Source organism: Sphingobacterium sp. UBA3519, from assembly GCF_002377215.1.
In the GTDB taxonomy this organism is placed as follows: domain Bacteria; phylum Bacteroidota; class Bacteroidia; order Sphingobacteriales; family Sphingobacteriaceae; genus Sphingobacterium; species Sphingobacterium multivorum.
Genome location: NZ_DFPI01000031.1, coordinates 113,897 through 131,536 on the forward strand (window position 1 = coordinate 113,897; position 17,640 = coordinate 131,536).

Below are 17,640 nucleotides of genomic sequence, written 5' to 3' on the forward strand. Positions count from 1 at the left end.
TTCCAAAATCAATTATAGCCCCAGGTAATACAATGACTAAACTAAAATGCATCATCCTATTGTTGTTCTTCAATTGTTTTATGGCAGTTGGTCAGGATGCGATCAGAATAAATCACTTACCTTTCATTCAAGGATTAACAGAGCAATCTGTTTCCATTATTTGGACGACAGACAAGCCTGCTACTGGCTGGGTTGAGCTGGCCCCAGATGACTCCAGTCACTTTTACTTTAAGGAAAGACCAAAATATTATGCGGCTGCCTATGGCTTCAAAAAAGTAGGTACGTTGCATCAAGTTACATTGAACAACCTAAAACCTGGAACACGCTATAGATATCGTGTGTATAGTCAAGAAGTCCTCAAACATGTTGGCGTCAATGTACAATATGGAAAAGTAGTAGCCAGTGATGTTTATCAAAAGGCACCCTTATTTTTCCAAACCTTTGGCCATGCCAGCTCCACCCATTTTACAGTTGTCAATGATATTCATGAGCGCAATGAGGTACTCGATAAGCTACTGGATATCGGCAATCTAAAGACAAGTGACTTTGTGGTATTCAACGGTGATATGGTTAGTAATCTACTCAGTGAAACACAGCTGTATGAGGGGTTCATGGATACCGCCATTAAAAAGTTCGCCAGTGAAAAACCAATGTTTTATGCAAGAGGCAATCATGAAACACGTGGACCTTTTGCCATTGAATATCCCAAATATTTCCCAACACCAACAGGTAAACTATATTACCAATTTAAGCATGGGAATACCGGTTTTATCGTCTTAGATTGCGGTGAAGACAAGCCCGATACCGACATTGAATATAGCGGTATTGTAGACATGGATAACTATAGAAGCGAACAAGCGGCCTGGTTAGCTCAAGCAGTTGAGAACCCGTCATTTAAAGATGCTAAATATAAGATCGTAATCTGCCATATGCCCCCTTTTGGTGGCTGGCACGGGGAACAGGAGATTTTGGAGAAATTTGTTCCTATCCTCAACAAAGCAGGAACACAGATCATGTTATCAGGACATTTACATAGACACATTATCAAAAATGCGACAAATACAGTACAATTTCCGATCATTGTAAATTCCAACAACAATGTGCTCCGCGTAGATTTAGACGACGAAAAAGGAATCTTCAAAATTCTCGATCAGCAGGGGAAAATGGTCGATCAAGTAATCATTAAGCCGTTAAAATAAAGCGGTAAATTCGCGTATGAAATAACGAACACCATTTTTATGAAACGATGATCGATTTAAAGCCGCTCTCACTCGAAGATGTCTCTCCATTTTATGAATGGATCAATGATGAGATGTCTATAAAGTACTCCCTTTCTCTTTTTCAGTCGCTAAACACAAGGGATCAAATCGACAATTGGTTTCTCTCCGTTGTCAACGATTCTAAAAATTTTAATCGTGGAATTTTCCTAAACGACTCTAATAAACTGATTGGTTATACAGGCATTTGTAATATTTCCAAAGCAAACAGATCTGGAGAGTATTTTATTTTTATAGGTGATCGCGAAGAATGGGGGAAGGGAATAGGCACTCAAGTTACCAAATTAATCTTAGCTATCGGATTTGGAAAACTAGAGCTCAACAGAATTATGCTGACGGTATCTGAGCCAAACTATACAGCCATAAAAGCATATGAAAACGCCGGTTTTAAATTGGAGGGAAGAATGCGTAAAGCCTGTTTTAGAGATAATCAATTTCACGACAAGCTATTGATGTCAATCCTGGAAGATGAGTGGCGTGATCGCACAAAACTAAGTATAAAATAAAACTAATCTCAGAATAGACATATTACTACTTTGAATAGACCGTTTTTGGATACAACTTCTTAAAAGCGTTGTAGACCGCTTGATGTATTACAGTCGAATGCAATTCATCGGGCATGTAATCAAATACAAAATGAATCTTCTTGTTTCGTTTAAGAATCTCCGATAACGCTATAGCCTCATCATACATTCTTATGTCTTCTTCCTTGTTGGGGATACCGAGGTAAACCTTTATATTTTTTTTCAAATTAGTTTGCAGAAACTTCTCCCCATGCGTCAATAAAGACTCTTCTCCCCACCATAAACTTGGACTTATAATAATATAATCATCAAATAATTCGGGTTGTTTAAATAATATTTCTGATGAAAAAAGTCCTGCCAATGATTCTCCAATTAAAGTCTGTTTTCCGTTCGATTTAAAATTGCCATTTATATAAGGGATCAATTCATTTTTCAGGAATATCCGGTATTTTTCTGAACCACCATACGAAGGAAAGCTCGCTTTTTGAAAACCTTCCTTTTCTATAAAATCTGTGTTTTCAACAGGGAAGGTAAAATCTCTCCTTCGTGTGTTTCCACCGATTCCAACAACAATACTTTGCGGGAATCTATCGATCCAGGGTTGTGTACTGAAACGTACAATACCGGCTATATGAAAAAAATCTTCATCCATACTACCATCAAGAACATATACCACTGGATAGCGAACAGAATCATTGGGGTTATAATTGTCGGGAAGATGAATGTTGATCATTCTGTCTTCAGCCAAAACTTTTGAATGCAATATCTCTGATGTGCCTATCGTTAACGGTGTTCCATTTTGTGCAAAACAGTCTGTATTAAGAATAAAGAGCATTAAAAAAATGAGCATGCTATTGCCTATCATATCCGATATATTACGCTTACCAACAATGTTTTTTTGAGTAATCTTATATTGAAATACTTGACTATTAGACATAACATCCTTAGGGACTGCCAACAGTTTTGTTCAACAAATTACCAGCGCAATTTACAACGAAAATTAATATAATAGTTAGCTTTTTATTTTTCATGAATGATTAAATGATTCTTTCGCAACGATAACCCCACTCAAACATCTTTCTAACAATGCTGTTGGTCTCAATTTCCAATTGCGAAGATTCAATTCTTAGAATACGTTCTTCATCTTCAAGATCGAAGTTAATTTTATAAGATGAAAACAGGCTGACAAGAGTTGCAACAATTTGCTGTGCATCTTTCATTCGATAAACATTGGTTTTAAATATTTCGACTCGTTTCATTAGATCAGATTAAGTTCCATTCAAGAAATACGGTGTTAGTCCTATTCCGTTTACTCATTCTAAACTACAATACGGGGCGTGCAACAGCTACAAAATTTAGATAAAGACAGTAAAAAACTCGGTAAATATGGGAAATTAAACGGTGAACATCGAGTTGCTATTTAATAACTGAATTGTAACCGTTCATAAATCCCTGAATAAGTTCTGGTAGATTCAATAATAGAAATACGCAAATGACAATAGCAATAATGGCATAAAAAAACCACGACGAACTTTTCTTTTTCATAACAAGCTATTTAAGAATAATCAATTTAAAAATATAGGCTTCCCAAAGCTAGAAATTACGCTAGAGCTCTACACAAATGAACAGATGCCGTAACATACCCTTTGGATTTTTCACTATAACTCAATATACGAAATTAATCTATATAACAAAAAAGTAATTTAAAAATTATATTTTTCAAAAATAAAAACAGCAGCTTCAAATAAGAAAGTTCATGTTATAAAATGGAATCTTTGCAGTCGGTATATAAATGAATCTTATCTTGCCGCATACTGTGTAAGGTATTAGGCTTTACAGTGCCATTGATTGAAGATTTATATTCTACCATCGTGTCTCCAATATTGGCCTGGGAATCTTTAGTTTTCACATTGGTAGAGAGGCTTACCAATCCTACTATAGTTAAAATTGCCAATGAATTAAAGAAGTGTATCATAAATAAAGATTGAATAGTTTATCCGCCCAATTTCAAAAAACAAACTGTAAAACACCATAATTTTTCGGTGAAAAAACAATTTTCATCGGTAAACAACAGAGTTTTACCTATTAACCGATCACCCCTTGTTATAAACGATTACAAAGAGTATTCCGTGCAAAATTTTCTGATCAGTCCTGTATTACAGATTTTCAGAGGCCCTTGACCATACTAAAAAACAGCGCGTCATCACCTACACTAAGTTCGCGGTCCAATATTAAGTTTTCTTTAATTTTGAAGCTTCCTATTTAGTCTGACTACTCAATTTCGTAAATATGTCCCATGAAAAGAATAGGAACATTTATTTTGACAACGTGTATGTTTGCAACCTCACAACTCACATTCAGTCAAAACAATATACAAAATAGGATTAGTTCAATTTTGGAAAGCAATAAAGTTGGACTACCAAATGGCTGGACACTAACCCCTGTTGGGAAACAGATAGAGCTCGGAGATTTACCGCTGAACTTAGTTATCAGTCATCATAAAAAGCTTGCAGCTGTCAGCAACAATGGACAAAGTACACAAACAATAGATCTTATCGATCTCGCTTCACAACGAAAAATCGATAGTATTGCTATACCAAAATCTTGGTATGGATTGGCTTTTTCGAGCGATGATAATACACTGTATACTTCTGGGGGACATGATAACATGATCAGGATCTATAAAATCAACGGTGGAAAAATTGCATCCAAAGATTCTATTGTTCTTGGCAAGCCATGGCCCAATAAAATAGGAATAGCCGGATTGGCTGTAGATGATAAAAACAAACAACAATTATATACTGTCACCAGAGAAGATAAAAAACTATATGTCATCGACTTAAAAACCAAAGCAACGAAAGCAACTTATGATTTGGGAGCTGAGGGGTATACCTGCCAGCTAACACCTGATGCAAAACAACTCTATATCAGCGTCTGGGGCGGAGAAAAGATTTTAGTATGGGATGTTACACAAAATAAGATAACCAAAGAGATCCCTGTGGGTAGCCACCCAAATGAAATTACGTTTAGTAAAAATGGTAAATGGCTTTTTGTCGCCAACGCAAATGACAACTCGGTATCCATAATCGATACTAAAACAGGAGCAGTCGTAGAAACATTGAATGCAGCATTGTATCCTAATGCTCCAAGTGGATCGACCAGCAATGGTGTTGCTTTGTCCACAGATGGTAAAACCCTTTACATAGCCAATGCAGACAACAATTGTTTAGCAGTATTCGACGTAAGCAAGCCTGGGAGATCTATTTCGAAAGGATTTATTCCAGTGGGCTGGTATCCAACGAATGTAAAAGTAGTCGATAAAACAATTCTGGTTACAAATGGTAAAGGCTTATCATCCAAAGCTAATCCACAAGGTCCCAATCCGACAGACCAAAAGGAAAAAGTCGATCGTCATGCAGGCGACCTCAACAAACCAAAAGAGATACAATATATTGCTGGTCTTTTTAGGGGAACGTTAAGCTTTATACCTGATCCTAACCCAGAAGAACTCGCCCTATATTCTCGTGCGGTATACCGGAATACGCCCTATTCGAAAGAAAAAGAGCTGCAAACAGAGGGTGAAGCCGGCAACCCTATTCCAATGAAAGTTGGAGCCCCCTCTCCGATCAAATACGTATTTTATGTCATCAAAGAAAATCGTACCTACGATCAAGTTCTAGGTGATGTTAAACAAGGAAATGGAGACGCTTCACTTTGTTTATTCGGCGAAAAAATCACGCCTAATCAACACAAAATTGTCAATGAATTTGCACTTCTAGACAATTTCTATGTCGATGCGGAAGTTAGTGCGGATGGGCACAATTGGAGTATGGGTGCTTATGCCACCGACTATCTGGAGAAAACCTGGCCATCAAGCTATGGCGGTCGCGGCGGCACTTATGGAGGAGAAGGGGAACGAGAAATAGCCAACAATAAAGGCGGATTTATTTGGGATAATGCCAAGCGACATCAGGTATCTTATCGCACCTATGGTGAATTCGCAGATAAAGGAAAACCCAACGTAAAATCTTTGGAAGGGCATGTTGCCACTGGATATACAAGTTATGACCTGAGTGTTGCCGACACCACACGTATAAGACAATGGAAAGCTGATTTTGATCAACTCATCCAAAAAGGAGAAATGCCCCAATTGACAACCATTCGAATCAGCAACGACCATACGGAAGGGATGCGTGCCGGCAAAAAGTCCCCTTATGCTCATGTAGCGGACAATGACCTCGCTGTTGGGATGTTTGTTGACCATATCAGCAAGAGTCCAATCTGGAAAGAATCTGCGATCTTTATACTGGAAGATGATGCCCAGAATGGTCCTGACCATGTGGATGCACACCGTAGTCCTGCCTATTTGATTAGCCCTTATGTAAAAAGAAGATCTGTAGATCACACCATGTATTCAACCTCAGGGATGATTAGAACGATAGAGCTGATTTTAGGGATGAAACCAATGACGCAATACGACGCTGCTGCAACACCCATGTGGCGATCGTTTAGCAATAACCCCAATTATACTCCATTTGATCATGTCGACGCAAATGTAGATCTCAATGAGCGCAATCCAAGTAAAGGGAAACTAGCTGTATGGAGTGACAAATATGATTGGTCGAAAGAAGACGCGGTACCTGATTTGGTATTCAATGAAATTCTATGGCAGGGACTTAAAGGTGAATCTGCTCCAGCTCCAAAAAGAGCCGCCTTCCTAAAGGTAAGCGAACAAAAAGAGGATGATGACGATTAATGTATATTTATAAAACCACAATGGTCAGCAATAGTATCGGGATTACTGCTGGCCATTGATGAGTATCCTACCTACTCTCCTTTTTTCAGAATCCCCCGAGCAACTCCAGCATCAATCAATTTTTCTGCATATTCCCACAATACTGCTGAGCCATCCTTAATGACAGATTTTTTTTCATAAACCTTTTCATAATTTACACCAGGTTCATTCCAGGTTCCACCATTATTGGAACTATTCTGTAAAAGTGGCTCCAATCGATCCATCGCTCGTGCGAACTGTGCTTCCGGCGTTTGACCAGCTTCAAATTCTTCCCAGATCGCAATGAGTTCCTCTGCTTGCTGCCCAGGCAAAATTCCAAAAATCCGCTGAGCTGCCAAACGCTCCGCACTTGTATTGGTATGGTTTTTTTCTGTATCATAGATAAAAGTATCACCTGCATCGATTTCGACGATATCATGTATCAATACCATTTTGACTACCTTCAATAAATCCACTGATTGATTTGCATGTTCTAAAAGCACAATAGCCATTAGGGCAAGATGCCAACTGTGTTCAGCGTCATTTTCGGGACGGTCACTATTGAAAAGTTTTGTCCTGCGCTGGATATATTTAATCTTGTCGATCTCCTTAATAAACTCGATCTGTTGTAATAATTTGTCTGAAAGCATCACTCTGAATCACTTATACAATTGAATAATACATAAAATTACTCTTTTTGAGCCACAGCCTACTTGTCATTTGGCAAATTCATTCAAACCATATATTATTGACACCCATCGGACAATCCAAACTACCGATATAATCGCAACATTTATTAAATTTGATTGACATCAAATCCCATTGTGATTTATGAAAAAAATAGGCTTTTTATCTTTTGGCCATTGGTCCAAGCATCCCGCATATAGTACGCAGACCGCAAGCGATACTTTATTGCAATCCATAGATCTAGCAGTAGCTGCTGAAGAAATAGGCATAGATGGTGCATATTTCCGTGTACACCATTTTGCGAATCAGCTAGCATCTCCCTTTCCTTTATTATCGGCCATTGGAGCCAAAACCTCAAAAATTGAGATCGGCACCGGTGTCATTGATATGCGCTATGAAAACCCCCTTTATATGGTGGAAGACGCTGGAGCTGCAGATCTAATCTCCGGGGGCAGATTGCAGCTCGGCATCAGCAGAGGATCGCCTGAACAAGTAATAGATGGTTGGCGTCACTTTGGTTACAATATCAACGAGGGCGAAACAGATGCTGATATGGGAAGGCAAAAAGCATTGGAATTTTTAGAAAAACTTAAAGGAATTGGTTTCGCTGAACCAAATCCCTATCCAATGTTTCCAAACCCGCCCGGTCTGCTGAGGCTCGAACCCCATTCGGAAGGGTTACGTGATCGTATCTGGTGGGGAGCAGCATCGAACGCCACGGCTGTATGGGCTGCTCAAAACAGAATGCACCTGCAAAGTTCCACTTTGAAATATGATGAAAATGGCAAACCTTTTCATATTCAGCAGGCCGAACAAATACGTTTATATAAAGAGGCCTGGAAAGCAGCAGGGCACCCTGGTGAACCCCGCGTTTCAGTCAGTCGATCCATATTCGCTCTGGTCGATGATTTAGATCGTTATTACTTCGGGCAAGAGGCTGACAAAACAGATAAAATTGGGATAATCGAATCGGACAAGCGGACGATTTTTGGGCGAAGTTATGCCGCAGAACCAGATCAACTCGTGAAAGAATTAGCGCAAGATGAAGCAATACAGGAAGCAGACACGCTATTATTGACCATTCCAAATACGCTAGGGGTCGACTACAATGTCCACATTCTTTCAGCCATTTTGGAACACGTAGCTCCGGAACTTGGTTGGCGTTAACTCCTCTTTCGTATGATAAAGAACATTCGCTACAAAACAAAAATTGCAGTCATTGGTGCGGGTCAGGCTGGACTTTCTGCTGCTTATCATTTGAAGAAGCTCGGACTTAAAATCGGGCCGGATTTTATCATCCTGGATGAAGCCTCTGCACCAGGAGGAGCCTGGCAATTTCGCTGGGACTCCCTTACCTTAAGTACAGTCAATAAAATATACGATTTGCCCGGCATGTCGTTTGAGGAGACTTTATCAACAAAAGGGGCGGAAGTTCAAGCCAACACCGCTGTTCCCCATTATTTTACACTTTATGAAGAAAAATTTGGACTTCAAGTATATCGACCAGCTAAAGTAGAAAAAGTCTACATGTACCAAGATCGCTTTCATATCGATACGGCAGAAACTCTTTTCTCAGCACTCGGTATTATCAACGCCACTGGAACATGGGAAAACCCCTATATTCCTACCTATCCAGGTGCAGAATTATTTCGGGGCGAGCAACTCCACACAAAGGATTTTAAAACTGCAGAGTATTTTCGTGGCAAACATGTTATTGTTGTTGGAGCCGGTATTTCTGCCATTCAGCTATTGGACCAAATTTCCCAGGTTACAACGACAACCTGGATAACACGACGACCGCCTTTATTCAGAGAGGGGCCATTTGATGACATGGCCGGGCATAATGCGGTTGCTATGGTAGAGGAACGTGTACGATTGGGGCTTTCACCTTTGTCTGTCGTTTCCGTTACGGGCCTCCCCTATTCTACAGAAATCCAGGAGATGGAAAAACGGGGTGTCCTTCAACGTTTTCCAATGTTTCAAGAAATAACAGAAAAGGGGATCAAATGGGCCAATGGAACAGAACAACAAGCAGATGTTATACTTTGGAATACAGGCTTTAAAAGTTCATTGAGCCATCTAGACGCAGTGCTACCAAAAGAAAAACAGGGTGGCATTCAAATGGCAGGCAGACTAGCGACCATGGTCGCTAAAGAACCAAGAATTCACCTCGTGGGTTATGGTCCATCAGCATCGACAATCGGTGCAAACCGTGCAGGTAGCGCCGCAGCTAGAGAACTTCTAAAAACGCTTTCAGCTGCCGACCTGAACACAAATAAATTTAGTGGGAGCCAACTATAATGGTAGTTTCAATTTTGAGTACAATAATAAAAAGTCAAAGCAGTGGATTCGGTCGTTTTAAAAAGTGACCTGAGTCATTACAACCCTTCATTGGATTCAAATTGGATTGCCAATTATTGGCAAAATAATTATGTTAAATTACTGGAACATGCACAATTATTTCAGGTGAGAAGAAAAAAACCGCTCTACTATTTCAAATAAGTTGAATCAACGACATATACTTTAAACACTACGGGTCACAGTAAATCCACTAATCGAAATCCAACGATTATCCATATATTCTTATTTCATATTTCTGTATATTTAAAATTATAAAAAGTCGTAAAGCAAAGCCAAACAATTTATAAATGAAGCCTCAGATTATCAGTCCAGATACATCCATTGCATTATTCGTAAAGGCGATCCTAGTGTTTGAAAGTCAGAAGAATGATTGCGTAAACTTACCTTTTTATGCTGATGGTTACCCTGGTTTATTGTTTCAACGATGCTATGGTGATTTTACAATCAAGCCTCATGATAAAAAGATGCCGACGATTTTTCTCTATGGTCAGATAATAAAACCGATTTCAATCGATGTAACAGGGCCTTTTCAGATTATCGTTTTTCAATTTTACCCATTTGTATTACGGACATTTTGGGGCATCTCGCCCGAAAGCATAAACGACGACTGTTATGATCTAGATACTCCTTCAAATACAACCTTCCACCAACTTACCGGCACATTATCCTCATCTTCAAGCACTGAAAACAGCATCCAACTATTGATACAATCTCTTCTCAGCTTTTTCGATAGCAAGAAAAATAAACTTGATTTTTCGATTCAGCGAGCAATCCTTGAAATCATCGAAAACCAGGGCCAAATCATTATTAAAGAAATTGCAAAAAGAGAAGCATTGAACATCCGAACTTTTGAAAGAAGGTTTTTCAAGGAAACTGGAATATCCGCTAAACAATTCGCTAAAATGGTACAATTTCAGGCCGCTTTTAAACAGCTCAATAGCAAAGACTTCCGAAAGATAACGGAAATTGTTTATGAAAATGGATTTTCCGACCAATCGCATTTTATTCGTGTCTTTAAGACTTTCACAGGCACAACTCCAGCGTCATTTAACAAAAAATAGATTACTGTCGTTTTTATTCTATATTGACTCCCTGATTATCATAACTTTTGTATTGTCTAAGGTCGAGTGCAACGAAAGTGTGTATTTTTTTAGCCTCAACTCCTTCGAAAAATTTACGATAAGAAAACAATGCTTTGATAAATCAGAACGCTTAGACAATTGAGTTCAGCAAAACATGATACATCAAAAAAATATAGACATGAAATTACAAGACATCATTTTAGCGCTGGCAACAATATGTTCGGCTATCATATCAGGCTTATTTTTTTCGTATACCTTTTCGGTCAATTTGGGGCTACATAAACTCAACGATAAAGCCTATCTGACCGCCATGCAAAATATTAATAAAGAAATACTAAACTCAGCTTTTTACTGCTGTTTTCTGGGCGCCCCAATTTTATTATTGATGGCTACAATATTATTTTTTGATCTATCGTCACCAAAATTTTATCTAATACTAGTAGCATGCCTAAGCTATATCATTGGTGTATTTGTAGTCACAGGCACACAAAATGTCCCCTTGAACAATCAATTGGCCTCGATCGACCTATCTATATCTCCAGAAAAATCTTTAAGACTTGCACGTGATGCCTTTGAAAAACCCTGGGTATTTTGGAATAACATCCGAACTTGCTGCTCTTTACTTACACTCACTTGTTTAATTATTAACTTGGTATTTTTTAAAGCAAGAAATTGATCATAATATGAGGTAATAGTTTAGGATCAAATACCATATAGCCCGTTTACTGGCATTTCCACCGAAAAAAACTTGCTATTATTTACCGACCTCTTTTAGACGAAAAAAAGTCCAATGTATGCGAATTTAAATCCATTCCCCCCGAATTTAAATCAAGTGCTAAAACCTCTTCCTCAATACCTTACTTTTATAAAAATTAATCGACGGATGTTATTGAATGTGAGTGTAAATCAGCATGAAGGCAGGTATATCGAAGATTCCAAAAAATCTTCGATAGATTACCAAAACATTAATAAGCAGAAGTTGTCTATCAATAAAAATAGTCTTTACAATTAATGAAATTTTTCCCCATGAAAACTAAACACTTAATTTCAACATCATTATTAGTATCTTCAGCCATAGGGTTGTTCTCATCTTGCAATGGTAGTTCTGTCGATACGGTAAAAGCGATCGAATCAAACTATGACAACCAAAACAAAACTATTACGTTAACAGGTGAATTTGATGCGCCTTCTTTTACATTCTCATCAGGAAAATCAAAAACTATGGCCATGAATTTCGTAGTTAAATCTCATGCGTTTAGTTCTGAAAAGTTCACTGCATTCAGCGTTATATTACCTGTAGGGACAGAAAAGAACAATGTTTTATTTGAAATTCCTACAGATCAGAAAAATTATACGCTTAAGAACTTTTATGTATTTGACGATAAGGGAGAAAAAATCAACCTAGATTCTCATACAACATTCAAGATGACAGGAACAGTACACTACAATGAGATGGAAAAACCTGTAAATGAACGGGAAAAAGATAATTTTTCCTATAAAATAACCGATGTAAGCTTTGTCAAAGATTAAAACTAACAACAATTGATAGCATAAGAAATAAAAAAGCCAGATTTCGAAACCTGGCTTTAAAAATAAACATATGATGATTAGTAAATGGCAAGTCCATAGGTACAGCTTAGTAGATAGTTCAATTATTCGAAAATTCCTCCACCCCGCGTTGATAACCTACGCACATGTACCTATTATTTCAATTGAACGCTACGAACATGCCTGAATAATGAGCAACCAATATTCTCGTCACGTTATCAGTCTTCTTAACGTTAAATATATACTAGGAGCGCCAAGATAGGACGCAACAACATGTCCGCATACGTTCAATTTATAGCCAAATATAGAAATAAAAACTAATATAATTAGTTTTTATTTCTATATTTTTTAGCAACACCATACAAACTTGGTACGGATAACTTTCAATTAACAGTGCGCGATTGGGTTAATTTATCGCACATATAGCTGAAGCAAAAAGGTCCACCTATTAACTTTGGTGTGAAAAGATGAACTGTCAAAACGAAATTAATCCGAGCTAGGCTATTCCTAAAGCGAACGGCTGATATCTACAACATTAAAAATTTGGTCAACATCATCCAAACTTACCTCAAAATCTGGGTACCTTGTTTTATCAGCATTTAGCGAACGAAGGGTAAGAATTCCGTTATTGACATCATGATGAGCAATTTCTTTAATAATAACTCCTTCATATTTATGTACAACAACCCAATACCGATATTTGTGGGTATGAAATTTTGATTGCCATAACTCTCTTTTAATCAAACGTCCAGTCACAATATCACCGTCCAATACACTTGCGTCTGTTCCATCGGTCATACTATCACCACTAACTTCAAAAGAACGATAGGCACCTTTATGAAACTCAGTGACTGTAATAAAATGTGCCGGTAAATCGTCCATATATTCAGCATCAGAAAAGCCAGAAAGATACCCGGCTTTAGCTTTCTCTGTGACAAGTTTTGTCTGCATCAAATATCGTCCTGGGGAAACTTCAAAAAATATATTATTCTTATTTTCGTCAATAAACTTGACGTCCTCCGAAAAATATCCTATTGACTTACCATTACCAATACTAAGCATGGCTATCGTGTTGGGTTGCACTAAAGGAGCTACCTCCATTCTTTCACCTTTTCCATACAGCAACCAGTCATACTGAACATGAGGAAAAGCCGCTTGAATACGTGTTTTCATCGTAAGTCCAATAGGATACTCTCCTTTTTTAATACGCGAGTACACCTGCTCGCGTACCCCTAGTAAAGACGCGAATTCACGGTTAGTAACGCGCATCTCCAAGCGTAAAACTTCAAAGTTATTATTTGGATAAGTTTCCATAGTCGATCGGGTATTTAACAAATGTTACACAAATATATAACAATCTGACACTAAGTTACACAACTTATTAAACCTAAACAAATAGACAATCAAAATAAAACAATAAAATTCTAACTATCAAAGCATTACAGTTAAACAAATAAGTTTACTATTTCATATAAAAAGTAAAAATTAGGTTTTAATAAACTTGCAAGATTAACAAATTTGTTTAACTTTGTTAAACAATAAAAAAAATATAGACCCCTAGAATAGATAAGCAGGGTAGTAAGCAGATCAGCTATTCGTAGGATTTGCAATTTGCGAGACGAAAATCAGTTCATACTTAAAGATAAAAGAAAATGGAACAGCTCATGTCACAACATCTCAGACAGCCCATTGTATACACAGTGGATTATTATCAACTACAAAAAACCAGCAATATTTTACGAAAAGAGGAAAGCAGTATAGTAACCGACAAAAATCGTTCACAACGTATGAACACATTATATTATTCATTCATCATGAGTTTCTTAAAAGAAAATCATCCCGAGATACTAAAATCCATCGATAAGATCTATGAATCTGATCTTTCCAAAATCAGCCAAGTAATTGACTGTTATTGTCAATTTGTGGGCATTCCTTCTCAGCAGATTATGGGCGAATATATCAATTACAAGGACATACAGCATCGTTACAAAGCTATCGCCGTTGTTCTACGTATCTTTCAGCCGGAAAAATTAAATAATCTGAAAACAAAAGTAAAAAGTAGCATATACAAGGAACTTGGTCCTTACTTAAAAATAAACAATGACACATTACAGAAATCTATCATCTGTGCTTGCAATCAATTTGACCTCTATCGTGATTTCAAAAAAGAGATTAAACAGATTGCCAATTATTACCTTATTGACCGGCATTTCGATGGGGATTAATATTATTTTATACAATCACAGCAGCTCTGCTCATTCAGCAACTGTATCCAGCTCTACAAAATAGTCCTTGAATTTTATACTCAAGGACTATTTCGTGTTATTTACTGAATTTTACTAAAATATAATGGTAACGATCTTTTTAATGGGTAACTACCAAATTCTGATCAACTTACGTTTATTTATCCACCAAATAATCAAGCCGACCAATATACTGCACCCCATTAAAAAATAAAGAAGACTTGACACTGCTGGTTTTGCAACCTCTTTTGATTGTTCTTTAGTTAGCTCCGTTTTCGTTTCAATTTGCTGACTACTTTTTGCTTTGTGATCTTTCCAATTGGTATTTAACCTTCTTTCAAGCTGCAGCTTTTCAGAATAATGTTCCTTTTTCGCATAGACTTTCCCTTATGTAGCTGAACAACGCCATCCTGCATAATCTGAATCCCCTCACCTTCAACTTGCATCACATATTCATCTGTTACCAAAGCCTCTTTAGCTAATCCAACAACTTGTATATGTCCTGTCTTCTGTGCTATAGTAGCAGACTCTGTATTTTTTTCTTTGATGCCAAACTCTTGTGATGCATTGGTTTTCTCAACCTTTTTAAACAAACCGCAGCTGCTAACCAGTAGCAGCATTGCGATTATCTGTAGTGTATTTTTCATTTTTAACGCGCTTTAATTCAATCTGTAGCCTATTATAAAGTTTCATAAGATCATCATATTTTACCTGCAAATCCGCTAAAGTCTTAGCACAAGACATACGTTCGTCATTTGCCAAATGTAACCCTTCATTAAGATCTTCAATGATCGTCCGTAAATGCTCAATATCTTTCTCTAACCTATTGGCATAGCCTTCCCATTTTTCAATTACCTTTCCGGCATTCTCAACATTTGTCGCCTCCACCTCGGCTTGCTGCTTAGGCCTTCCAACAAGATACCCCCCTACAGCTGTCGCTACAGGGATAATCAATTTCTCTAAAATCTCAAGTAATTCCATTATAACTTCCTTTTGTTAACGGTTTAAATTTTTCCCAGGGAAATTGTACCCCTGGATCCTCCTTTCTTCCAGGTGCAATATCCGAATGCCCTAAAATCTCTCGAATCGGATAAGTACGGATAATTGCTTTACATACTGCTATTGCCGCATTGATCTGCTTTTCAGTGTAACTCTCCATCCCTTTATTTTGCAATTCGATTCCAATGCTACAGTTATTCAAATCTTTTTGACCGGCCCAAGTACTAAGGCCTGCATGCCAACATTTTGTATTAAAAAGCGCCAATTGCGTTATGATACCATCACGACTAATATGAAGATGAGCGGAAACCTTGCTCCGGGAATCGGTCATCCAATCAATTGCACTTGTAGCATTGGACGCACCGTCGTAATGCATAATAATATAAACGGGTTTAATAATCCCACCTTTGTTTGGTGTTTCTCTATAAGAAACACCGATAAGTTTGTTTTCTTTAATTTCCATATCACGATTTTTTTATGAATTAATCTGTCTTACACTAAAAAACTTGTATTGAGAGAAGGGAAACACACTTTATTACGAGTTATTTAGCTTCTATTTTATACAAAGTTAAGCGTGATCCTGCGCAGTGAAGCGCACTATTAGCTGGATGTAAGCGGTAGGTTACAGATACCGAATATTGTGCAAAATTTTCATCGATGTATGTATACACCAAAAGCGAGCTTAACAGGACTTGCTCTTCATAGCACTCTTAAAAGCGAGAATAACACAACAAAATACTACTATAATTTATGGGAATATGTTGCCAAGACCGTGATATCATTGTCAAGCCATATCACAACAGACCATCCTTGAAGAGAATCAAACATTTCCTCTATTCCTTTGTTATTTGTTTGTTATAGCATAGGATGAGTTATACCGTGAAGGCTAGGAAGTTGGTTCGCCTAGCCTTTTTTGACGAATAAAACCAACATATTTGACTGATCCGTCCATCGCAATGACGTAGCCATTTTTTACAGAAGTTTCAATTTACATCACATTGTTTCCATGCGGTATATAATGAGATTAAGAACGCTTTCGTCGCTGTGGTCATGTACAAAATCCTTCGATTTTTTATTAAATTCGTATGGAAGAAATCTAAATTCAATCGATTAAATGTTATATCAAAAGATGCGATCGATTGACATCTTCATTTAACTTTACAGACGTAAATCTTGATTTACAATACAATGAACAAGTTTGCTTTATTAGTCGGGAACGACATTAATAATATTTCACCAGGGATAAGCTGGAGTGATTTGCTACACAACATCAAAGAAAAGTATAAAGTTAGCTCATTGGAAAATGGACAAAAACCGTTCCCTATGTTGTATGAGGAAATATTCCTTAACGCAATTCGAGAAAAGCATATTAATGAAAGAGAACTTAAAAGCTATATATCGGATTGTGTCTCTCAAATCAATCAAAATGAAATCCACCAATTAATTCGGGATCTCTCGATCGAAAATATCATCACAACTAACTATGAATTCAGTTTAGAAGGAGAAACCGCAACAGCAAATGCTGGCCTTATCCGTGAAACAACCTACAGTGTATTTCGTAAACACCAAATCGGCAACACGAACTATTGGCACATCCACGGCGACTGCCTAAATCCCTCTTCCATTAACCTCGGTTATGAACATTACTGTGGTCAATTGCAAAAAATGAGGGATTATGTCGTTAATGGGACAAATTATAATTCGCAAACAGTCTACAAGGCTGCATTAATTAAAAGATTAAGTCGAAAAAAAGATACTAAACTCCAATCCTGGATTGACTTATTTTTCACGCAGGATATCCATATCCTAGGTCTATCGCTTGATTTTGTAGAAATAGACCTTTGGTGGTTGCTAACCTACCGCGCCAGAAATAAGTTTTATAGACGAAGTACCTTTATTAAAAATAAACTTTTCTATTATACAACAAAAAAATGGTACGCACTCTCCAAAGATAAAATGCAATTACTTCAAGCAAACGATGTTGAAATTGTTGTTATTGACGAAACCGATAAAACGAAATACTACAAGAACGTCCTCGCCAACATCAAAAAAAAATATAGGTTATCCAGCAAAATATTAAGTTGAACCTCAAAGCAATTTATAGATTTCTAGCTTGTTATCATTCACTTGCGTCCTAAACGTTTA

The 17,640-nt window shown here is 37.4% G+C and carries 19 protein-coding genes; 10 read left to right on the plus strand and 9 right to left on the minus strand.

All coding sequences use genetic code 11. The annotated features are described in order from the left end of the window. Positions 1-32 precede the first annotated feature (32 nt). Positions 33-1,199, plus strand: a complete 1,167-nt coding sequence (locus tag B3297_RS20225; protein ID WP_115049785.1) for an FN3 domain-containing metallophosphoesterase family protein — start codon at positions 33-35, stop codon at positions 1,197-1,199. Positions 1,200-1,246: 47 nt separating this feature from the next. Continuing rightward, the gene (locus B3297_RS20230; protein ID WP_115049783.1) at positions 1,247-1,783 is read left to right on the plus strand and encodes a GNAT family N-acetyltransferase; all 537 of its coding nucleotides are present in this window, start codon (positions 1,247-1,249) and stop codon (positions 1,781-1,783) included. 25 nt (positions 1,784-1,808) lie between these two features. On the opposite strand, the gene B3297_RS20235 is transcribed toward B3297_RS20230, so the two are convergent. From B3297_RS20235 to B3297_RS20250, 4 genes are all read right to left on the minus strand, one after another. Then, positions 1,809-2,666: an alpha/beta hydrolase gene (locus B3297_RS20235; RefSeq protein WP_286779371.1), complete on the minus strand. Its 858-nt coding sequence runs from the start codon at positions 2,664-2,666 to the stop codon at positions 1,809-1,811. A 172-nt stretch (positions 2,667-2,838) separates the two neighbouring features. After that, the gene (locus tag B3297_RS20240) at positions 2,839-3,060 is read right to left on the minus strand and encodes a methyltransferase type 11 (RefSeq protein ID WP_070565219.1); all 222 of its coding nucleotides are present in this window, start codon (positions 3,058-3,060) and stop codon (positions 2,839-2,841) included. 157 nt (positions 3,061-3,217) lie between these two features. Next, positions 3,218-3,346, minus strand: coding sequence for a hypothetical protein (locus B3297_RS20245; RefSeq protein WP_256602545.1), 129 nt, complete (start codon positions 3,344-3,346; stop codon positions 3,218-3,220). Between the two features lie 214 nt (positions 3,347-3,560). Beyond that, complete coding sequence (locus B3297_RS20250) at positions 3,561-3,776, minus strand: hypothetical protein (RefSeq protein ID WP_070565216.1); 216 nt, start codon at positions 3,774-3,776, stop codon at positions 3,561-3,563. Between the two features lie 321 nt (positions 3,777-4,097). On the opposite strand from B3297_RS20250, the gene B3297_RS20255 reads away from it, so the two are divergent. Beyond that, a complete protein-coding gene (locus B3297_RS20255; RefSeq protein ID WP_286727232.1) occupies positions 4,098-6,557 on the plus strand; it encodes a bifunctional YncE family protein/alkaline phosphatase family protein in 2,460 nt (819 codons plus the stop codon). A 71-nt stretch (positions 6,558-6,628) separates the two neighbouring features. On the opposite strand, the gene B3297_RS20260 is transcribed toward B3297_RS20255, so the two are convergent. Beyond that, positions 6,629-7,225, minus strand: coding sequence for an HD domain-containing protein (locus B3297_RS20260; RefSeq protein WP_070565210.1), 597 nt, complete (start codon positions 7,223-7,225; stop codon positions 6,629-6,631). Between the two features lie 181 nt (positions 7,226-7,406). On the opposite strand from B3297_RS20260, the gene B3297_RS20265 reads away from it, so the two are divergent. From B3297_RS20265 to B3297_RS20285, 5 genes are all read left to right on the plus strand, one after another. Then, the gene (locus tag B3297_RS20265) at positions 7,407-8,429 is read left to right on the plus strand and encodes an LLM class flavin-dependent oxidoreductase (RefSeq protein WP_115049776.1); all 1,023 of its coding nucleotides are present in this window, start codon (positions 7,407-7,409) and stop codon (positions 8,427-8,429) included. 12 nt (positions 8,430-8,441) lie between these two features. Then, positions 8,442-9,563, plus strand: coding sequence for an NAD(P)-binding domain-containing protein (locus B3297_RS20270; RefSeq protein ID WP_286727234.1), 1,122 nt, complete (start codon positions 8,442-8,444; stop codon positions 9,561-9,563). Between the two features lie 347 nt (positions 9,564-9,910). Next, the gene (locus B3297_RS20275) at positions 9,911-10,684 is read left to right on the plus strand and encodes a helix-turn-helix domain-containing protein (protein ID WP_286727236.1); all 774 of its coding nucleotides are present in this window, start codon (positions 9,911-9,913) and stop codon (positions 10,682-10,684) included. Positions 10,685-10,883: 199 nt separating this feature from the next. Next, the gene (locus B3297_RS20280) at positions 10,884-11,381 is read left to right on the plus strand and encodes a DUF1772 domain-containing protein (RefSeq protein ID WP_286727237.1); all 498 of its coding nucleotides are present in this window, start codon (positions 10,884-10,886) and stop codon (positions 11,379-11,381) included. Between the two features lie 350 nt (positions 11,382-11,731). After that, the gene (locus B3297_RS20285; protein ID WP_070565311.1) at positions 11,732-12,235 is read left to right on the plus strand and encodes a hypothetical protein; all 504 of its coding nucleotides are present in this window, start codon (positions 11,732-11,734) and stop codon (positions 12,233-12,235) included. A gap of 525 nt (positions 12,236-12,760) precedes the next feature. On the opposite strand, the gene B3297_RS20290 is transcribed toward B3297_RS20285, so the two are convergent. Continuing rightward, positions 12,761-13,567 carry a LexA family transcriptional regulator gene (locus B3297_RS20290; protein WP_070565200.1) on the minus strand — a complete coding sequence of 269 codons (807 nt, stop codon included), beginning with the start codon at positions 13,565-13,567 and terminating at the stop codon, positions 12,761-12,763. Positions 13,568-13,917: 350 nt separating this feature from the next. Here B3297_RS20290 and B3297_RS20295 point away from each other — a divergent pair, with 350 nt between their 5' ends. Continuing rightward, a complete protein-coding gene (locus tag B3297_RS20295) occupies positions 13,918-14,478 on the plus strand; it encodes a hypothetical protein (protein ID WP_197083951.1) in 561 nt (186 codons plus the stop codon). Between the two features lie 344 nt (positions 14,479-14,822). Here B3297_RS20295 and B3297_RS20300 read toward each other — a convergent pair whose 3' ends face one another. Genes B3297_RS20300 through B3297_RS20310 form a run of 3 tightly spaced genes read right to left on the minus strand, consistent with a single transcriptional unit; the run spans position 14,823 to position 15,958 of the window. Next, positions 14,823-15,143, minus strand: coding sequence for a hypothetical protein (locus B3297_RS20300; protein ID WP_286727238.1), 321 nt, complete (start codon positions 15,141-15,143; stop codon positions 14,823-14,825). After that, positions 15,100-15,477 carry a hypothetical protein gene (locus tag B3297_RS20305; RefSeq protein WP_046671699.1) on the minus strand — a complete coding sequence of 126 codons (378 nt, stop codon included), beginning with the start codon at positions 15,475-15,477 and terminating at the stop codon, positions 15,100-15,102. Before B3297_RS20305 ends, B3297_RS20300 begins: the two co-directional genes overlap by 44 nt. Continuing rightward, positions 15,464-15,958, minus strand: coding sequence for an N-acetylmuramoyl-L-alanine amidase (locus B3297_RS20310; protein ID WP_115049765.1), 495 nt, complete (start codon positions 15,956-15,958; stop codon positions 15,464-15,466). Before B3297_RS20310 ends, B3297_RS20305 begins: the two co-directional genes overlap by 14 nt. A gap of 725 nt (positions 15,959-16,683) precedes the next feature. Here B3297_RS20310 and B3297_RS20315 point away from each other — a divergent pair. Beyond that, the gene (locus tag B3297_RS20315) at positions 16,684-17,580 is read left to right on the plus strand and encodes an SIR2 family protein (protein WP_070565187.1); all 897 of its coding nucleotides are present in this window, start codon (positions 16,684-16,686) and stop codon (positions 17,578-17,580) included. Positions 17,581-17,640 lie beyond the last annotated feature (60 nt).